This is a genomic window from Collinsella aerofaciens, assembly GCF_015553355.1.
GTDB lineage: Bacteria > Actinomycetota > Coriobacteriia > Coriobacteriales > Coriobacteriaceae > Collinsella > Collinsella aerofaciens_V.
Genome location: NZ_JADNGN010000005.1, coordinates 2,372 through 20,167, shown reverse-complemented (window position 1 = coordinate 20,167; position 17,796 = coordinate 2,372). Strand labels below are relative to the sequence as shown.

Annotated in this window: 17 protein-coding genes, 1 other RNA gene and 3 pseudogenes; 12 read left to right on the top strand and 9 right to left on the bottom strand. The window is 61.1% G+C overall.

Annotated features, from left to right (window positions below; translation table 11 throughout):
• The first annotated feature begins 46 nt into the window (after positions 1–46).
• Positions 47–1,009 (top strand): diacylglycerol/lipid kinase family protein, encoded by a 963-nt coding sequence (locus I2D57_RS02460; protein ID WP_195361341.1) that lies wholly within the window; start codon positions 47–49, stop codon positions 1,007–1,009.
• 86 nt (positions 1,010–1,095) lie between these two features.
• Here I2D57_RS02460 and I2D57_RS02455 read toward each other — a convergent pair whose 3' ends face one another.
• The 4 genes from I2D57_RS02455 to I2D57_RS02440 form a co-directional block, all read right to left on the bottom strand.
• On the bottom strand, positions 1,096–1,476 hold the full coding sequence (locus I2D57_RS02455) for a peptide chain release factor family protein (RefSeq protein WP_192919550.1): 381 nt from the start codon (positions 1,474–1,476) through the stop codon (positions 1,096–1,098).
• An 83-nt stretch (positions 1,477–1,559) separates the two neighbouring features.
• A complete protein-coding gene (locus I2D57_RS02450; protein WP_055286127.1) occupies positions 1,560–2,138 on the bottom strand; it encodes a xanthine phosphoribosyltransferase in 579 nt (192 codons plus the stop codon).
• Between the two features lie 157 nt (positions 2,139–2,295).
• Positions 2,296–3,600, bottom strand: coding sequence for an MFS transporter (locus I2D57_RS02445; RefSeq protein ID WP_195361340.1), 1,305 nt, complete (start codon positions 3,598–3,600; stop codon positions 2,296–2,298).
• A 140-nt stretch (positions 3,601–3,740) separates the two neighbouring features.
• Positions 3,741–5,024, bottom strand: coding sequence for an O-acetylhomoserine aminocarboxypropyltransferase/cysteine synthase family protein (locus I2D57_RS02440; RefSeq protein ID WP_195361339.1), 1,284 nt, complete (start codon positions 5,022–5,024; stop codon positions 3,741–3,743).
• A gap of 231 nt (positions 5,025–5,255) precedes the next feature.
• On the opposite strand from I2D57_RS02440, the gene I2D57_RS02435 reads away from it, so the two are divergent.
• The gene (locus I2D57_RS02435; RefSeq protein WP_229055579.1) at positions 5,256–5,702 is read left to right on the top strand and encodes a C-GCAxxG-C-C family protein; all 447 of its coding nucleotides are present in this window, start codon (positions 5,256–5,258) and stop codon (positions 5,700–5,702) included.
• Between the two features lie 68 nt (positions 5,703–5,770).
• On the opposite strand, the gene I2D57_RS02430 is transcribed toward I2D57_RS02435, so the two are convergent.
• From I2D57_RS02430 to rpsA, 3 genes are all read right to left on the bottom strand, one after another.
• On the bottom strand, positions 5,771–6,409 hold the full coding sequence (locus I2D57_RS02430) for an IMPACT family protein (RefSeq protein WP_195361338.1): 639 nt from the start codon (positions 6,407–6,409) through the stop codon (positions 5,771–5,773).
• Between the two features lie 81 nt (positions 6,410–6,490).
• An RNA gene (rnpB, locus tag I2D57_RS02425) (RNase P RNA component class A) lies at positions 6,491–6,852 on the bottom strand.
• Positions 6,853–7,178: 326 nt separating this feature from the next.
• A complete protein-coding gene (gene rpsA, locus I2D57_RS02420; RefSeq protein WP_022095232.1) occupies positions 7,179–8,345 on the bottom strand; it encodes a 30S ribosomal protein S1 in 1,167 nt (388 codons plus the stop codon).
• Positions 8,346–8,660: 315 nt separating this feature from the next.
• Between rpsA and I2D57_RS02415 the strand changes: the two genes are divergently transcribed.
• The gene (locus I2D57_RS02415) at positions 8,661–9,419 is read left to right on the top strand and encodes an HAD family hydrolase (RefSeq protein WP_195361337.1); all 759 of its coding nucleotides are present in this window, start codon (positions 8,661–8,663) and stop codon (positions 9,417–9,419) included.
• 87 nt (positions 9,420–9,506) lie between these two features.
• On the opposite strand, the gene I2D57_RS02410 is transcribed toward I2D57_RS02415, so the two are convergent.
• The gene (locus I2D57_RS02410; RefSeq protein ID WP_233543837.1) at positions 9,507–9,896 is read right to left on the bottom strand and encodes a DeoR/GlpR family DNA-binding transcription regulator; all 390 of its coding nucleotides are present in this window, start codon (positions 9,894–9,896) and stop codon (positions 9,507–9,509) included.
• Between the two features lie 298 nt (positions 9,897–10,194).
• Here I2D57_RS02410 and trpS point away from each other — a divergent pair.
• The 7 genes and pseudogenes from trpS (at position 10,195) to I2D57_RS02375 (ending at position 15,462) form a co-directional block, all read left to right on the top strand.
• Positions 10,195–11,171: pseudogene (trpS, locus tag I2D57_RS02405) on the top strand (tryptophan--tRNA ligase).
• Between the two features lie 51 nt (positions 11,172–11,222).
• Positions 11,223–11,554, top strand: a pseudogene (locus I2D57_RS02400) (MGMT family protein).
• 444 nt (positions 11,555–11,998) lie between these two features.
• Positions 11,999–13,018, top strand: a complete 1,020-nt coding sequence (locus tag I2D57_RS02395) for an SPFH domain-containing protein (protein ID WP_195361336.1) — start codon at positions 11,999–12,001, stop codon at positions 13,016–13,018.
• A gap of 64 nt (positions 13,019–13,082) precedes the next feature.
• A complete protein-coding gene (locus I2D57_RS02390) occupies positions 13,083–13,274 on the top strand; it encodes a type II toxin-antitoxin system antitoxin (protein WP_117734980.1) in 192 nt (63 codons plus the stop codon).
• A gap of 346 nt (positions 13,275–13,620) precedes the next feature.
• Positions 13,621–14,241, top strand: coding sequence for a helix-turn-helix domain-containing protein (locus tag I2D57_RS02385; RefSeq protein WP_195361335.1), 621 nt, complete (start codon positions 13,621–13,623; stop codon positions 14,239–14,241).
• A 100-nt stretch (positions 14,242–14,341) separates the two neighbouring features.
• Positions 14,342–14,695: a hypothetical protein gene (locus tag I2D57_RS02380; protein WP_195361334.1), complete on the top strand. Its 354-nt coding sequence runs from the start codon at positions 14,342–14,344 to the stop codon at positions 14,693–14,695.
• Positions 14,696–14,841: 146 nt separating this feature from the next.
• On the top strand, positions 14,842–15,462 hold the full coding sequence (locus I2D57_RS02375; RefSeq protein ID WP_195361333.1) for a helix-turn-helix transcriptional regulator: 621 nt from the start codon (positions 14,842–14,844) through the stop codon (positions 15,460–15,462).
• 235 nt (positions 15,463–15,697) lie between these two features.
• Here the strand turns inward: I2D57_RS02375 and I2D57_RS09835 are convergent, their stop codons facing one another.
• The gene (locus I2D57_RS09835; RefSeq protein ID WP_229055578.1) at positions 15,698–16,831 is read right to left on the bottom strand and encodes a helix-turn-helix transcriptional regulator; all 1,134 of its coding nucleotides are present in this window, start codon (positions 16,829–16,831) and stop codon (positions 15,698–15,700) included.
• A 350-nt stretch (positions 16,832–17,181) separates the two neighbouring features.
• On the opposite strand from I2D57_RS09835, the pseudogene I2D57_RS02365 reads away from it, so the two are divergent.
• Both I2D57_RS02365 and I2D57_RS02360 read left to right on the top strand, forming a co-directional pair.
• Positions 17,182–17,340: pseudogene (locus tag I2D57_RS02365) on the top strand (helix-turn-helix domain-containing protein); the annotation flags it as partial.
• 34 nt (positions 17,341–17,374) lie between these two features.
• Positions 17,375–17,796 (top strand): helix-turn-helix domain-containing protein (locus I2D57_RS02360; RefSeq protein WP_195361378.1); only part of this gene is annotated, 422 nt, incomplete at its 3' end.

Genomic DNA, 17,796 nt, shown 5'->3' with positions numbered 1-17,796 from the left:
ACCTGAGCGCGACCGCACCGTAACGTCATACGCCGGGAGTCGCCCCATGCACGCAACTGATTTTGGTCGCACGCTCATCATCGCCAACCCAGCCGCCCAGTCGGGTGCGGCGCGCGAAGTTGCCGAGCGCCTGCAACGCTTTTTGGACATGACCGCACGCGCATCCCAGTTTGACCTGGTGCTAACCGAACGTATGGGACACGCCAAGGAGCTGGCCGCCCAGGCTCAGGGCTATCGCACCGTTATCGCCCTTGGCGGCGACGGCGTGATCCACGAGGTCGTCAACGGGCTTATGACGCAAAAGGAGGACGCCCGCCCCGCTCTTGCCGTCCTGCCCGTGGGCTCCGGCAACGATTTTGCCCAAACGCTCGGCATCGAAGATTTCTCCGGCAAGAATTTTGGCGCGCTGCTCACCTGTGAGCTGCAGCGTCAGGACATCGGGCGGATTCGCTCATGGAACCCCGCATGCGGCAGCGGCGAGGCTACCGTTGAGTACTACGACCAGACGCTTTCGGTCGGCATCGATGCCGCCATCGGCCTTGGCACCACCGAACTGCGCAAAAAGACTGGCCTGACGGGCGCTCCGCTCTACACCCTCTCGGGACTTGAGCAGTTTGGCCTGCGCTATCGCAACTACCCCATGACAGTCAGCTTTGACGGCGCGCCCGCCGAGCGCGTGAGGGCGATCGTTATGGCGATTCAGCTGGGCCCCACGTATGGCTCGGGCTATCGCATCTGCCCCGATGCCGACCCCTGCGACGGCGTACTCGACGTCTGCTACGCCTGCGGCCCCGTCCCTCGCGCGGTTGCCCTGCCTATGTTCCTTTCGGCCAAGGACGGCCACCATACCAAGTTGCCAGCAGTTCGTATGCGCCGCTGCCGCCATGCCGCACTCACCTTTGAGGAGCCCGACTACCCCATCCAAGCCGACGGCGAGCCCGTTGTCGCCTCGCACATCGAGGTCGACGTCCTTCCCGCCGCTCTCGAAGTCTGGCACCCAACCCGCTAACCCCCCATAAGTTGCGGTGAAATAGGGACTGTTTATGCAGTTAAAGCCGCAAAACAGTCCCTATTTCACCGCAACTTATGAGGAAGCTATTCGTCGCTGCCCGGCTTGCGACGGTTGGCCTTTTTAATGGCGTTGAAGTGCTTGTCATTGAGCCTGCGCTGGCGAGAGCGCTGAGGCACCTTGGTCTTTACGCGTCGGCGCGGTGGACGCCCGCGACGCTCAAGCTCAGCGCGCAGCTTACGCAGGCAGCTGCTACGGTTTTGGAACTGACTGCGGCTCTCGCGCGCCGTCACGGTAATTCCCGAAGGGATATGTTTCATGCGCACCGCCGAGTCCGTCGTGTTGACGCCTTGTCCGCCCGGACCAGTCGCGCGAAACACCTGCACCTCGCAATCGCGCGCCAACTCCTCAGCCGACATCTCGGCATAGCGCGCATACTCGCGCCATCCCATCTTGTTCTCGTCCATATCAACACCTCCCCTCATACAAAAAATGTGACAAAGGGACAGTCCCTTTGTCACATCGCATACCAATCGCTTGTGTTGCGCGCTTAGGCGAAGGTGATCTCGCCGTTCTCGCAGTCCATATCGGCGATACGTGCCAGGCTCTCAACGCGGAAGCCGCGCTTACGGAGCTTATCGCCGCCGCCCTGGAAGCCCTTCTCCACGGCAATACCGATGCCGGCAACTTCGGCGCCCGCAGCCTCGCAGATCTTAATAAGGCCCTCAAGCGCGCAGCCGTTGGCCAGGAAGTCGTCGATGATCAGGACCTTGTCGCCCTCGGACAGGAAGCGCTTACCCACAATGACCGGGTACTCCTTCTGCTTGGTAAAGGAGTAGATGGTCGTGGCATACTGCTCGCCGTCGAGGTTGATGGACTGCGCCTTCTTGGCAAAGACCACCGGCACGCCGCCAAAATGCTGAGCCGCGATGCAAGCCATGCCAATGCCCGAAGCCTCGATCGTCAGGATCTTGTTGATCTCGACACCCTCGAACAGACGGGCCCACTCGGCGCCCATGTGGTCGAACAGTTCAACGTCGCACTGGTGGTTGAGGAAGGCATCAACCTTAAGGACGTTACCGGCCTTTACGATGCCGTCATGGCGAATACGATCCTCAAGCTCCTGCATGGCGCAACCCCTTCTCGCGGCAACGATACCGCGCGATTAATAAACGTTGTTCGATAGTCTACCACGGACCGACCCCCGCCCGTCCCACAAGCCGCATCGCACCACAAACCAGTCTTTTTGGGACGGCGCGAATCGTGGCAGACAGCCTCCCAACACGCTAATGGCGGGCGCGCATCGTCACCAAACGCACCATGGCAAGCGCAAAGCCCACAGCGGCCACAGCCATAAGTACGTAGAACACCGAGCGAAAGCCGAATAGGAATACATCCGGACGGCCTGCAACAAAACTGGTCACGGCCTCGCCCATCGCCACGCTCATCTGCCCATACAGGATATGCGACGCCGCCGTAATGCCGAGTGCCATGCCGGCGTAGCGCGCCAGGCTGCCCAGGCTGCCCGCAAAGCCGAGCGCTTCGCGCGGAGCTGAGCCCATATACAGCGAGTTGTTGGGGCTCTGGAAAATCGACGTGCCACACGACATAAACGCAACGCAGCACACGATCACAGGAATAGAAGAGTGCTCGTCGAGCGTGCTTACCGCAAAGAGACCGCACACGTACACGCCCAGGCCGACCGCCGTGGGGCCCTCGCAGCCAACACGGTCCGAAACCGTACCCGAAAGCGGTCCGATAAAGGCATTCACCATCGGCAGCGCCAAAAAGAGAAATCCGGAAATGTCGGAACCAAAGCCATGGGCGTCCTGAAAATAGAACGGCAGGATAAACTCAGATGCGCCAATACCAACGAACACGATGAGCATGCAGGCAAGGTTGATGGTGAAGGCCGAATTTGCAAAGCAGCGACGAGCGGCCTCGATCAGGGACATGGGGCGCTCGCCGGCCTCCGGCTTAACATGCGGCAGCGTGTAGAGCCCCACGATAAACGAGATGACGCCAATGGGCAGGTTGATGAGGAAGATGCTCTCCCAAGGAAAGCTTGCCACCAGCATGCCGCCGAGCACGGGGCCACACATCATGCCGAGGGCCACAAAGGTCGCGAGAATACCCATAGCACGGCCTCGTTCGCGCGCCGGGAACGACTCGGTGATGATACCCATGTTGTTAGCCATGGCCGCCGCGCAACCGACGCCCTGAACAATGCGTGCCAGGATAAGAACCTCGAGCGAGGCCGAAAGGCCGCACAGCAGGGAACCGACCGAAAAGACGATGACGCCCAGCTGGAACACATTCACCTTGCCGCGCACGTCGCCCAGACGGCCAAACGGCAACATAGCCACGCATGTCGCAAGCAGGTACACCGAGCTCACCAGCTGAATGCGATCGAGGCCCACGTCCAGCTCCTTTTGCATCACGGGCAGCGCTACGGTCACGACGGTCGAATCCAAACACACCATAAACGTCATGATGAGCACGGTAAATAGAATCGCCCATTTGTTCTTGCCATGGGTGTCGCCCTCTAGGGCAATATGCTCGCGGCGCAGCTGCTCTGCAGTTTTCTCCATATCCATCCTTTCGAGTGGCGCAACGCAAAAACGGGGCCCCAATCGCCTGTAAACAGTCGCAATTGGGGTCCCGCCTACGGAATCGGAACGAAAGGCCACCGAAGCTTTCTGCCAGCATCGGCACCTTGTACGGAGCTAGCCTAGCACTGCTCGAGTGCCTGCTCAAGGTCGGCAATCAGATCGGCCGTGTCCTCGAGGCCGCACGACAGGCGCACCATGTCGGCGGAGATGCCACAGGCGATGAGCTCCTCATCGTTCATCTGGCGGTGCGTAGCGTTAGCGGGATGCAGGCAGCAGGTGCGGGCGTCGGCCACATGCGTGGCGATCTGGGCGAGCTTGAGGCTCTTCATAAAGGTCTCGGCCGCCGCGCGACCACCATTAAAGCCAAAGCTCACAACGCCGCAGGTACCGTTTGGCATGTACTTCTGAGCGAGGTCATAGTACTTGTCGCCCTCCAGGCCCGGATAGCTCACGAAGCGCACCTTGGGATGGCTCTGCAGGAACTTGGCAACGGCCAGGCCGTTCTCGCAATGACGCGGCATGCGCACATGCAGGCTCTCGAGCGAGCTGTTCAAGAAGAACGCCGCCTGCGGGTTCTGCATGGGGCCAAGATCGCGCATGAGCTGCGCGGTGGCCTTGGTAATGAAGGCGCCCTCGCGACCGAACTTCTCGGCATAGGTCACGCCATGGTAGCTCTCGTCAGGCGTGGTGAGACCCGGGAACTTGTCCGCATGGGCCATCCAGTCAAACTGGCCGTGGTCGACGATCACGCCGCCCAGGTAGGCAGCATGTCCATCCATGTACTTGGTGGTGGAGTGCGTAACGATGTCGGCGCCCCACTCAAAGGGACGGCACATCACGGGCGTCGGGAAGGTGTTGTCGACCATCAACGGCACACCGTGGTCATGTGCGGCCCTGGCAAAGCGCTCAATATCGAGCACGGCAAGGGCGGGGTTGGCGATGGTCTCGCCAAAGACGAGCTTAGTGTTGGGTTGGAAGGCTGCCTCCAACTCCTCATCGGTGCAGTCGGGGGCAACGAACGTGCAGGTCAGCCCCATACGGCCCATGGTGTGGGCGAGCAAGTTGTACGTGCCGCCATAGATGGCAGAGCTCGCGACTACGTGATCGCCGGCACCGGCCACGTTAAAGATCGCAAGGAAATTCGCGGCCATGCCCGAGCTCGTGAGCATCGCGGCAGTGCCGCCCTCCATCTCGCAGATCTTGGCGGCAACCAGATCGCACGTGGGGTTCTGCAGACGGCTATAGAAGTAGCCCGACTCCTCCAGGTCAAAAAGCTTGCCCATGTGCTCGGACGTGTCGTACTTCCACGTGGTGGACTGGTAGATGGGCACCTGACGCGGCTCGGCATCTCCCGGGTGATAGCCGCCCTGAACACATGTAGTACCGATAGTCTGCTCGCTCATATCTAGCTCCCTTGCCTGGGTTTTAGTTTTATTCGGTTCACGATACCGCTACCCTGCACCCCTCTCAACCCATCCCCAAGGTAGGTTATGGGACAAATTGATTAGGGGTATTTATCTCAAGCCTTGGGCATTTGCTCGATAGATAAAAATGAGGCATACATGAAGCTCTCGATGATTACATGCCCCGTCACGGGTACCATAGGCGGGTACACCGTGACCAAGGAGACAACGATGAAGCAGATCGATACCACCCAGCTCGACACCGCCGCCTGCCAGGCTCAGGCTGCCGAATACCACGCCCGTGGCTTTAACTGCGCACAGGCCGTTGCCTGCACGCTCGCACCTGCCGTCGGGCTCGACCCCCAGACCGCCTTTACCCTCACCGAGGGCTTTGGCGCCGGCATGGGTGGCATGACCGAGACCTGCGGCGCCATCTCGGGCGCTGTTGCCATCATGGGCTTTGTAATGAGCGACGGCATGGAGAACCCCAAGACCAAAGGCCAGACCTACAAGCTGTCGCGCGAGATTGCCAAGCGTTTTGGCGAGAAGAACACGACGACCGTCTGCGGCACGCTCAAGGGCATCGGATCGGATAAGGGTCCGCTCCGCAGCTGCCCCGGCTGCATCGACGATGCCGTCGAAATCGCCTGTGATGTGCTAAAGCAGCTCGCCGAGTAATCGACAGCAACAGTAAAACGACGGCCGGCGCGCTTAGGATCCATCCAAAAGCACGCCGGCCGTCGCCGTTAGAACTCGGCAAATTTGGGAGCTCCGACCTCAATCTCCTCACGCCCCGCCATAAGCTCGCGCATCTTAGCGCAAAACGGCTCCTGCTCCCCAGCTTTGAACACCAAGTGAATCGTCACGGCATCCGCGTAATCGGTATCCGAAACCTTGGCACCCGAATCCTGCGCCAAACGAAGCACCTGCTCGTACTGCGGATAGGCCACATGCACGTCAACCGGCACGACGCTCGTCATCTCAACGATCTGCCCGGCCTCCTGAGCCGCGGCCACCGCCGCCTGCGTCGCCGCGGTATAGGCGCGCACCAAGCCACCAGGACCCAACAGCGTGCCACCAAAATAGCGCGTCACCACGCAGCAAACATTTTTGAGCCCCGCACCGCGCAGCACCTCGAGCGTCGGCATACCACTCGTGCGGCTCGGCTCACCATCATCGCTCTGGCGCTCGCGCCCATCGACCAAAATCCACGCGGGAACATTGTGTCGAGCGTCGTAATGACGCTTGCAAACCATCTCGATAAAGGCATTCGCCTCATCCTCGGACTCAATATGGACCAGCTGGGCAATAAACCGGCTCTTGCGGTCCACAAACTCGCCCGAAGCCTCAATATTCGATTGCAGAGTAAAATAGCTGTCCAACAAAGCCCCTCAACAAAATAAAGCGCGGCAACAAACAGCCTCAATAATACGGCAAAGGCCGTACCGATTGTCAGGGTAACAAAAATGCCAAGTGGGCCTGTAAGCCGGGTTCTGTCGTGAACGGTCATTTATCTTGTCTGCACGTTACCGTGCAGCTCCACGCACGCTACCCGAACGCGGACCGGGCCGGCCCATAGCGTTCCTATTCGCGCTTGCTCCGGATGGGGCTTGCCAAGCCGCCGTGTTGCCACGACGCTGGTGGTCTCTTACACCACCGTTTCAGCTTTTCCCTTTACGCCTTGCGGCGCAGGTGGGAGTCTTCTTTTCTGCGGCGCTTTCCGTCGGATCACTCCGCCCGGCCGTTAGCCGGCATCCCGCCCTCTGGAGCCCGGACTTTCCTCACGCGTGCTGCAAGCAGCACATCGCGCGACCGTCTGGCCCACTCAGCAGTGCAAGAGTGTAGCACACCGTTGCCGCAAGCAATGGCACAACACAAGCGTTCGACACGATAAACCAAGAACCACGCTATACAGTACAATAGGGTCGTCGATGGGCAACGTCGTCAGTCGAGACGCGACCGCGCTCCGCACCCCTCCGTCTACTCGGTGCGTTCCCGCCTCCTCCCCGAGGCGGGATGTCGGCATTTTTCATGCACCGACAATCCAATAGCCTATGGACAGCCCGGAAAGCAATGCGCATTTCGGCGCCAAATGCAAAAAGGGACCCGTCCATTGCGGACGGATCCCTTAAAACAAGTGATCGTCAAACCGATTTACTCGGCGTCGGTCTCCTCGTCCTTCTTCTCGGAAGGCAGCGGGGTGACCTCGATCTCGACGCCCAGAGTCTCAGCAGCGGACTTCATGGACAGGGAGATACGACGACGGTCGAGGTCGATCTCCATGACCTTGACCTGAACCTTGTCGCCCACGTGGGTGACCTGAGAAGGCTGGTCGACGTGCTTGTTGGCCATCTCGGAGATGTGCACCAGGCCCTCGATGCCCTCGCCCAGATCGACGAAAGCGCCGAACGGGACAAGCTTGGTCACAGTGCCCTCGACGATAGCGCCGACGGGGTACTTCTTGACCAGTGCGCGCCACGGATCCTCGGTGGTCTGCTTGAGACCCAGGGAGATGCGCTCGCGGTTGAGGTCGACGTCGAGAACCTCGACCTCGACCTCCTGGCCGACCTTGACAACCTCGGAAGGATGGTTGACGTGGTTCCAGGAGAGCTCGGAGATGTGGATGAGGCCGTCGATACCGCCGAGGTCGACGAAGGCGCCGAAGTCGACGATGGAGGAAACGGTGCCCTGGAGACGCATGCCAGACTTGAGCTTGGACAGGATCTCGGAGCGCTCGGCCTTACGGGACTCCTCGAGCACGACGCGACGGGAGAGGACGACGTTGTTACGGTTGCGGTCCATCTCGATGACGCGAGCCTCGATGCGAGTGCCCATGTAAGAGGTGAGGTCCTTGACGCGACGGAGGTCGACGAGGGAAGCGGGCAGGAAGCCACGCAGGCCGATGTCGAGGATCAGGCCGCCCTTGACAACCTCGATAACCTCGCCCTCGACGTTCTCGCCGGAGTTGAACTTCTCCTCGATGCGGTTCCAAGCACGCTCGTACTCGGCACGCTTCTTGGACAGGACCAGACGACCGTCCTTGTCCTCCTTCTGGAGAACCAGAGCCTCGATGGGATCACCGAGTGCAACGATGTCTGCAGGGTTAGCGTCCTTGCGGATGGACAGCTCGCGGACCGGGATAACGCCCTCGGACTTGAATCCGATGTCAACGAGCACCTCGTCATGCTCGATCTTAACGACAGTGCCGTTAACGAGATCGCCCTCATCAAAGTCGGTAATCGTACCGTCGATGAGGTTGTTCATCTCCTCCTCGTTGACATCGTCAAGAGAGAAAATGGACGAGTTCTGAATCTCACTCAAAGGTGGACCCCTTTCGAACTACGGGGCCCCGATTGCTAGGACCTACAGATGGGTGCGACAAGCACACAACGTTTAGGAACACTCGGGAGCCGACAGATACTGATGTGACGCTTATGCAATCACGTCCGTATAGATTACGGGGAAATCGCTTCGATTTCAAGCGTGAACTGCGATTTTTTACTCGTATGGAGACTTTTTCGCAATCTTGTGAACGACTGTCTCCACGAGTTGACGATGAGCAGCTAGGCACACTGCTTTGGGGTAAAGTATCCCAGACATACGATTCTGGAACGATTTTTCGAGAAAGGTGCCCGCGTGCTCAAAGCAGTCGTTTTCGATATGGACGAGACGCTTCTTAGCATCAACCTCAACGCGTTCATCCTTCGCTATTTTAAGGATGTCTCGTCGATGCTCGCGGATATCGGACGTCGCAGCCGCGGGGGCACGATGGCGCGCCTCGGCACCATCCTGGTCGACCTCAACGCCAATCGCCGCAGCAGCACGGACAATCGCACCAATCTTGAGTTTTACCAGACCGAGGTCGAGCGCCGGTGCGGCATTTGCCTCTCGGACCCACTTATCTACGAGGCGTTTACCTACTACGATCACGAAGTTCTGCCGTACAAGAACGATGACATGATCAACGCAAAAGCCGTGCCGGGTGCGCACGCCGCGCTTCAAGCCGTACAGGACGCGGGGCTGCGCTGCGCGCTCTTCACCAACCCCAGCTTTCCCCAAGGGGCCATCGAGTGCCGCATGGGCTGGGGCGAGCTGACAGACGCGCCCTTCGAGCTCGTAACGCACATGGGCAACGCCACGCGCTGCAAGCCCGATGCCACATATTATCTAGAGCAGCTGCAGGTCATGGGGCTCGAGCCGCACGAGGTCCTTATGGTGGGCAACGATCCCAAGCGCGATTTCCCCAGCCCCGCCTGCGGCATTCAAACCGCCTATGTGGGCCAAGGAAAGCCCGGCCGAGCCACCTGGCGTGGAACCATGGAAGACTTCGCCCGCGACTTTAACGCCGTAGTAGAAGCCTTCTACGAGCACCAAATAGCCGACGAACTAAGCTAGTCCCCAAATCAGGAATGGGGCGCACGTTTGCCCCACGCTTCGTTACGTGGGCAACGGCTTGAGGACAAGATGCGATGCCCCAGTGTCCTAGGCCGTGATCATTTTGACGCGTTCGCCGATTTTGGAGTCGCGCCTGTCGGAAATAACAGTAAAGCCCTCCAGGTCGCACACCTTTACATTTGAAAACACGTGGAACTTGGAGCTATCGGCGAGTACGTAACTCGCCTGGGAATTCTGCATCACGATACGTTTTTTGATAGCCTCGGGATAACCTGGCGTCATGATACCGCGGTCCTCGTCCACCGCGTTGACACCTATAAACGCCCGGTCAAAGTACAGCTCGCGCAGCGCGCTCTCAACCATAGGACCGGTGAGCGAGCAGGTAACGGGGTTGAAGTCGCCGCCAATTACCACCACCTTAGCAGCAAGCTCGCCCGTAAACCGACATGCATAGCCGTTGGTGGTGTAGATAGTCACCGGCTTGTCGACGAGCAGGCTCAGGAGCGCCGTCGCGGTGGTACCGGAGTCGACAGCGAGATGAGACCGTCACGCCCGAAGACCCCGCTTTCGCCGCCGAGGAGCGCGCGGCACACGTGGCCCATGAGGAGCGGCTCGAGCATATCGAGGGGCTCCTTCCCAAGAAGGGAAACGGCCCTGCGGGACGACACGGCGAAAACCATCGTTGATTCCGGCAAGAGACGCCGTTTCTCTGGTAGCTTCATCTTCAACCAAGACCGACAATGCCGGCCAGGCACTCAACCCAAAAGGAGACAGCATGCCCAACGAGCTCAGCTATGAGGTCAGCCTCGAGCGCAGCAACCAGATCCGCGCCGACCTGCCGCAGCACCCCGAGAAGTTCACCATGCTCACCGGCGACCGCCCCACCGGCCGTCTGCACCTGGGCCACTACTTCGGTACCCTCAAGGGCCGTGTTGAGCTGCAGAACATGGGCGCCAAGACCAACGTGCTCATCGCCGACTACCAGGTCATCACCGACCGCGACACCACCGAGCACATCCAGGACAACGTGTACAACATGGTCATGGACTACCTTGCCTGCGGCATCGACCCCGACAAGACCATGATCTACGCGCACTCCGCCGTGCCCGCGGCAAACCAGCTCATGCTGCCGTTCTTGTCGCTCGTCTCCGAGGCCCTGCTGCAGCGCAACCCCACCGTCAAGGCCGAGATGGAGGCCAGCGGCCATGAGCTCACCGGCCTTTTGCTCACCTACCCCGTGCACCAGGCGTGCGACATCTTGTTCTGCAAGGGCAACGTGGTGCCGGTCGGGCGCGACCAGCTGCCGCACATCGAGCTCACCCGCACCATCGCACGCAAGTTCAACAACCGCTACGGCAAGGTGTTCCCCGAGGTCGACGCGCTGCTGTCCGACCGCCGCTGCTGCCCGGCCTTGACGGTCGAAAGATGAGCAAGAGCTACGGCAACGCCATCAATATTTCGATGACCGCCGAGGAGACGGCCAAGCGCATTAAGAAGAGCCAGACCGACTCCGAGCGCATGATCACGTTCGACCCCGAAGCCCGTCCCGGTGTGTCCGGCCTGCTCTCCACCGCCGCCATCTGCACCGGCCGCTCCGAGGTCGAGATCGCCGAGGAGATCGGCATGGGCGGCGCAGGCGCGCTCAAGAAGTACGTCACCGACGACGTGCGCCCCCACTGCGACGGCGTGCTCGAGACCACGGGCATGGACGGCGCGTTTGAGGAGCTTGTCGAGAGGTATTTGGAGGCGTAGCGCGTCCGCTGCTCGCGGGCGCGCCGATACCCGCGCACTGAAAGGTTTGTGATGGCTGATAGGAACCGCGAGGGCTTCTTCGGGAGCGTCTACGAGATGGTCGCACAGGTTCCCGCGGGCATGGTCGCCACCTACGGGCAGATCGCCAAGCTCGTCGGCGAGCCCAGGCGAGCCCGTTACGTGGGATATGCCCTGCACGTCAACCCTCAACCGGGCGTCATCCCCTGCCATCGCATCGTGTTTGCCGACGGCGCCTCGCTGCGGGCTTCGCCTTTGGCGGACCTGAGGCGCAACGTGAGCTGCTCGAAGCCGAGGGTGTAGAATTTCTCGCCGACGGCCGAGTCGACCTCACCCGGTACCGCTGGCCTGCGGGCGTGATGTAGGGGCGCGAGGAGCGGCAGGCAGGCCCGGTCCCAGGCAGTGCCCATACCACCCGCGGGCATGCGCACCGTGAAGCACTCGAAGACGTCTGTCGCCTCGCGGCGCTCGCGCGCGCCGCGGCGAGCGACCCACGCAACCAGCGGGCCGAAGACGAACACAGTCATTCCGACGCGCAGAAACGATTCGAGCAGCTCGCTCATGGGGGCTCCCATCAGATCGCGTGAACTGAATGGAAGAAACTACCAGAGTGGTGGGGAGTTCCCCGAGGCGATGGGAGTCAATCGGCAAACGGCGATTGTCGTTCTTGACATGGTTTCAATGTGATATCACAATGCAATCAGCAGTCGCACGGACTGCTCGGGGACTCGCCTCCTCCCCATCGCAATCTGGAGCGCGGCGCCGGGGACGTCACGCAAACGCCGGCGCAGTCATGAAAGGAACTCACAATGAGCGTGGAAAAGCAACTCAAGGCCAAGTCGGGCTACGGCATGCTCGTCGCCGTGGCGGTGGCGCTCATCGTCATCATCGGCTTCTTTATCTGGAGCACCATCGGGCTCGCGAGCACGCCCGACGGCGTCGACGCGCCCGCAGTCTACGGATGGGGGCTCGGCCTCAGCATCCTCGCGTTTTGCCTGTGGTTCATCCCACTCAACGGATTCTTCTCGCTGCAGCCCGGCCAGGCGCGCGTGTGCATCCTGTTCGGCAAGTACGTGGGCACCGTCCGCGACGAGGGCTTCTTCTGGGCCAACCCGTTCTTTAGCAAGAACATGGGCGGATCGGCCGGGATCGGCGAGATGATCGAGCTCGAGATTAGCGATTCCAAGGCCGCCAAGGCCGCGGCGCAGAAGGCCGCCAAGGGCAACCCCACCACTATCTCCACCCGCGTGCGCACCCTGAATGGCGAGCGCCTGAAGGTCAACGACAAAATGGGCAACCCCATCGAGATCGCAACCGTCGTGGTGTGGCACGTCGCCGATACCGCCAAGGCGCTCTTCGACGTCGACGACTACCAGAGCTATGTCGCCATGCAGGCCGAGACGGCGCTGCGCCACGTGGCGAGCGTGTACGCCTACGACCACCTGGAGGACGAGTCCGATGCCGCCGGCGCCATCACGCTGCGCGCCAATGTGGAAGAGGTCTCCGAAGCCCTGCGCCGCGAGCTCGCGATGCGCCTGGCACCCGCCGGCGTGGAGGTCGACGACGCCCGCCTCACCCATCTTGCCTACTCCCCCGAGATCGCCCAGGCGATGCTGCGCCGCCAGCAGGCGGAGGCCGTCATCGCCGCACGCAAGAAGATCGTCGAGGGCGCGGTCTCCATGGTCGACATGGCCGTGAAGGAGATGGCTGCCGGCGGCACCATCGAGCTCGACGACGAGCGCAAGGCGCAGATGGCCAGCAACCTCATGGTGGTGCTCTGCGGTGAATCCGAGGCGCACCCGGTGCTCAACGCAGGCTCGCTGTACTAACCCCAACACCAATGAGTAATTTGGGGACGGGTGCAAAATTGCACATTCGACAAGAAGGCACGTCATGGCACGCAAGCAGTATCCACTCCGTATAGACCCCGCTATCTGGGAGGCCGTCCAACGCTGGGCGGACGATGAGATGCGCAGCGCCAACGGTCAGGTGGAATGGATCTTGCGAGACGCCCTCAAACGCGCGGGAAGGCTGCCAAAGAAAGAGCCCTCGTTCAAGGGCACGCCCAAAGGCGAAGAGGGCTAAGCCGGGAAGACAGGGCTCGGCCGCTGCCGACGTCGGGGCAAAGCCGCGCTCTGCCTCGCCAGCGCCGAGGCAGAGCTGAGCCCCGCCGCTCCAAAGTCGAGCCGAGCGGCGGGGCCAACACCAACCCAAAGCAAGCTCGCCCCCTCTATACGCACCAACCGGTCCCCGGAGGCATCCGCCTTTGGGGACCGTTCTTTTCCCAGCTAGATGTCTTATATAAAGCCTTTTGACAGCTCGATTTTGCCCCGTGGGGGTCAAATATAAAGACCTTTGATGGTACGATGCTCGCGTCAATGACATGGTGGCTCTCGACAGGGGTCACCCCGACCCTCTAGGGAGCAAACGCATGGAGCTGGGCTCGCACATCAAGGAGCATCGCACGGAGCTCGAACTGTCCCAAGACGATCTGGCGGAGCGCATCTACGTGTCGCGCCAGACCATCAGCAACTGGGAGTGCGGCCGTACGTATCCGGATGTCCAGAGCCTGCTGCTGCTTTCCAACGTGTTCGGGGTGACCGTGGACTCCCTCATCAAAGGAGATGTGGAAACCATGGCACAGGTAATGAACGAAGCGGTCAAGAAGTACAACGCCCTCTCCACAATCACGGTCGTGAGCGCGGTCGTGTTTTTGGTGCTGAGCGCGTGGGCGGCGTTCCAGTTCGAATGGGGCTGGGGCATGCACATCGCGCCCACCGCGGCGTTTGCCGCCGTGGCGCTCGTCGTGATGCTCGTGGCGTTCGTGTATATGGAACGCATGAAGAAGCAGCACGACCTCGTCACGTACCGCGAGGTGTTGGCGTTTAGCCGCGGCGAGCAGGTCGATCGCGACACGCTCGAGGGGCGCCGTGAGCGCGAGATGAACCCTTGGGTCAAGGGCACGCGCAACGCGGTGCAGATCATCATCGGCGCCATCGCCGGCGGACTGGTGGGCGTCGGCATCAGCATGCTCGCCAAGATGCTGAGTTAAAAGCGCGGGTACGCACCCGTTCCCCGAAATGGTATCCCCCTTTGCCCCCATTCTGAAGATGTATGCCAGAATGGGGGCGATTCCCGTTAGGAGGTGCCCCATGAACGTCACAGTACGCGCGTCCCTCATCGCATTGATCGCAATCGTTGGCGCCTGCTGGGCAATCCCCGCCCTCCTGGTGAGCTTCGTCCCATCCGATGCCGGTATGATCGCCATGATGGCGCTGATCTACCTCGTGCTCCCCGTAACTGCGATCGCCCTCGGCCTGCTCGCCGCAAACTCCGCGAGGACGCTCTTCTGGGTACCCGCGGCGCTCGGAATCGGACCCGCGGTCCTGTTTCCCCTCAAGGTCGAGGGCAGCCAGGACCTTGCGTTCCATGGGGTTGCCTATACCGCAATCGGCTACGCCGCCATGGGCCTGTACACTTGGATGACTGCTCGACAACATCGCTAAGCCATCGCAGCAACAATCATGCAGGTAAACCCCGTGCAAAACAGTTTTTGCAGCGCCCGGCAAGCCTTGCCGCATATGATGTACAACAGATTCGATAGCGCACCCGGCGTGTTCGCGGGACGCTCCTTCACGACCGGGAGGTGACGATGGACATCAGCAACCAGATCAAGACGAGGCGCGAGGCGATGGGGCTCTCCCAAGAACAGCTCGCCGAGAAACTCTACGTGTCGCGTCAGACGATCTCGAACTGGGAGCGGGACAAGACGTATCCGGACGTCCAGAGTCTGCTCATGCTGAGCATCCTATTCGGCACCTCCATAGACACGCTCGTGAAGGGAGACGTGACCGTTATGGAAGAGGCAGTCGAAAGAGATCGCAAGCGCATGGGAACGCGGATGCTATGGCTGGCCGTGCTGATGCTCGCGTTGCTGGCGGTGGCGTTCGCACTGATACTGTCGCCGGCGTTTAACTGGATGGAGGGCACCTGGGGCGCCGGCGTCGCCGCGGCTGCGGCGTTCCTGCCGGCGATAGCGGCGCTTGTTGTCGCGACCGTCCTCGAGCGCATCAAGCGCGAGAACGACCTGGTGACATACCGCGAGATCCTCGCCTTCATGAACGGCGAGGCGGACATCGAGCGCGATCCGCGGGCACTCCCCCGCCGCGCGTGGCCGACGAAGCACCGACTGGCGTACGACTTGCTGACCTTCTTCGCCGCAGCCGCCATCGGCGGAGCACTCGGCTTTGCCGTGTGGGGGCTGCTGAACTAGAGGCAGCATCTGCCGAAGTCCGCATCACGCGCGTCAAGAATCAGCGCTTTGGGCGCCAGCGTTGCGCTCGTGATGCGGACTCAAAGGTGCCCGCAGCCGAAGACTTCAAATTGACGGCAAGCACTAGCTTGAGGCCCGCTCCACGCCGGCAATACAGCACCACCCAGCAAAATGCGGGCGGCCCCGGCACACCCGAGGCCGCCCGCTTCATTCAGACGGATGTCTTCGAACGCCTCTACTCCCTATCGCCGCATGCAGCCGCATCATTCTCATCGTCATCGTCGATAACGATAAGGGCGATAGCGGAGCCCAAGCTACCGACGACCCACGGGAGCCAGAACAGGCCGCCGATCCCCTCGGACGCATCCATGGCAGCACCGACGAACAGCCAGATGAGCGCGATGATGGTGGAGGCGAGCATGATCACGACGCAAGCCCTCTTCTTGCGCGCCGCTGTACGGCGATACTTGGGATTGCACGCGCGCAGATACGCCTCGCGGCTCTGGGGATCCAGCTGCGACAGCTCCTCCGCACTCAATTCGACCGTCTCGAGCCACTCCTTGTTGTACTCCGCGACATCCATGCGGCCCCACAGCATGCCCCAGTGGACAATCACCCCAACACCGACGGCGACCAGGACCATCATCAGCGTGTCGCCATATACCTGGACGTTCGCCTCCACCTCAAACAGCGCCGATACGGCGATGCCAAGAAGGATGATCGCGATACCCGAAACGATCGCGATCGAAGCACGACGACGCTCTGCCGCCTTTTGCTCTGCGGTGTAAAAGTCCGCAACATACGGATGGGCTTCCACAAAAGCCGCGTGCTCCATGCCGGATGGAATAAGGAATCCCAAGCCAGCGGCAACGAGCGCGAACAACGCCATGAGGACGATTCCGTCTGAGTGCAGGACCTCATCGGTGAAGACCGCGGCGGCGACCCCCAGGATGATGAGCGCCACACCGAGTGCGACCTTGCGGGCAAATGCGACCATGTGCTCGTCATAGCCGCATACATCCGTGTTGGGACCGACGGGGATCGCGGGCACAAAGGCGGATCCGATGTCGGACAACGAGTTCCGCCCGTGCGGAGCCTCGACGCGGACGACGGCGTTCCCATCGTTTTGCACGCCATCCGCGGCGCTCTGGCTCACGGCCGCGCGGCGCGACACGTCACCCTGCACCAGGTCATCGAGCGAGCACTCGAAAATCTGGCACATTTTGATGAGCTTATCCATCTCCGGGTAGGACTTCTCGGCCTCCCACTTGGTGACGGACTGGCGGGATACCCCAAGCAGCATGGCGAGCTGCTCCTGGGTCATATGGCGCTCGGCGCGCAGATACTGAAGGTTGGTACGGAAGCTCATAGTAGGTCCTCTCGTTGGCTGGAAGCGGGCACGCGGGCGTCGTGATCTTGGCTCACGGCGACGGCGCGGGCGCGGCATCCCAGCGTTCGGTGCTTTCCTGCCGGCGACTTACACACTACGGTAGCCACATGGCGGAAACCACCAACTTGAGGCTTCATTTTACGCAACCTGCAGGCACCCTATGGTTGCAAACCGCAGGTAGATTGAATGGACGTCAAATTATTAGGAGCTTGCATCACCTGTGAACTCAAACGGTCCCCGCCGATGTTACGACCCGTTGCTTGCGGCAACGGGCCATCTGCGGGCAGCATTGCGGTAACGTAGGAACCGGGCGAGAGAAAGGATCCGCCATGCTGAACGAGAACATCCAGGCCCTCAGGAAATCGAAAGGGCTATCGCAGGAGGAGCTCGCGCTCAAGCTGAACGTGGTGAGGCAGACGGTTTCCAAATGGGAACGCGGGCTCTCGGTGCCCGACGCGGAGATACTCGTCGCCCTCGGTGAGACGCTCGACGTGCCGGTGAGCAAAGACGAGGCGCGAGGCGATGGGGCTCTCCCAAGAACAGCTCGCCGAGAAACTCTACGTGTCGCGTCAGACGATCTCGAACTGGGAGCGGGACAAGACGTATCCGGACGTCCAGAGTCTGCTCATGCTGAGCATCCTATTCGGCACCTCCATAGACACGCTCGTGAAGGGAGACGTGACCGTTATGGAAGAGGCAGTCGAAAGGGATCGCAAGCGCATGGGAACGCGGATGCTATGGCTGGCCGTGCTGATGCTCGCGTTGCTGGCGGTGGCGTTCGCACTGATACTGTCGCCGGCGTTTAACTGGATGGAGGGCACCTGGGGCGCCGGCGTCGCCGCGGCTGCGGCGTTCCTGCCGGCGATAGCGGCGCTTGTTGTCGCGACCGTCCTCGAGCGCATCAAGCGCGAGAACGACCTGGTGACATACCGCGAGATCCTCGC

What these genes read in the sequence shown, in the direction of transcription:
- I2D57_RS02440 (WP_195361339.1), bottom strand. Translation starts at nt 5,024, where the DNA reads ATGAGCGAGCAGACTATCGGTACTACATGTGTTCAGGGCGGCTATCAC.
- I2D57_RS02445 (WP_195361340.1), bottom strand. Translation starts at nt 3,600, where the DNA reads ATGGAGAAAACTGCAGAGCAGCTGCGCCGCGAGCATATTGCCCTAGAG.
- I2D57_RS02450 (WP_055286127.1), bottom strand. Translation starts at nt 2,138, where the DNA reads ATGCAGGAGCTTGAGGATCGTATTCGCCATGACGGCATCGTAAAGGCC.
- I2D57_RS02435 (WP_229055579.1), top strand. Translation starts at nt 5,256, where the DNA reads ATGAAGCAGATCGATACCACCCAGCTCGACACCGCCGCCTGCCAGGCT.
- I2D57_RS02385 (WP_195361335.1), top strand. Translation starts at nt 13,621, where the DNA reads ATGGAGCTGGGCTCGCACATCAAGGAGCATCGCACGGAGCTCGAACTG.
- I2D57_RS02380 (WP_195361334.1), top strand. Translation starts at nt 14,342, where the DNA reads ATGAACGTCACAGTACGCGCGTCCCTCATCGCATTGATCGCAATCGTT.
- I2D57_RS02395 (WP_195361336.1), top strand. Translation starts at nt 11,999, where the DNA reads ATGAGCGTGGAAAAGCAACTCAAGGCCAAGTCGGGCTACGGCATGCTC.
- I2D57_RS09835 (WP_229055578.1), bottom strand. Translation starts at nt 16,831, where the DNA reads ATGAGCTTCCGTACCAACCTTCAGTATCTGCGCGCCGAGCGCCATATG.
- I2D57_RS02460 (WP_195361341.1), top strand. Translation starts at nt 47, where the DNA reads ATGCACGCAACTGATTTTGGTCGCACGCTCATCATCGCCAACCCAGCC.
- I2D57_RS02390 (WP_117734980.1), top strand. Translation starts at nt 13,083, where the DNA reads ATGGCACGCAAGCAGTATCCACTCCGTATAGACCCCGCTATCTGGGAG.
- I2D57_RS02375 (WP_195361333.1), top strand. Translation starts at nt 14,842, where the DNA reads ATGGACATCAGCAACCAGATCAAGACGAGGCGCGAGGCGATGGGGCTC.
- I2D57_RS02455 (WP_192919550.1), bottom strand. Translation starts at nt 1,476, where the DNA reads ATGGACGAGAACAAGATGGGATGGCGCGAGTATGCGCGCTATGCCGAG.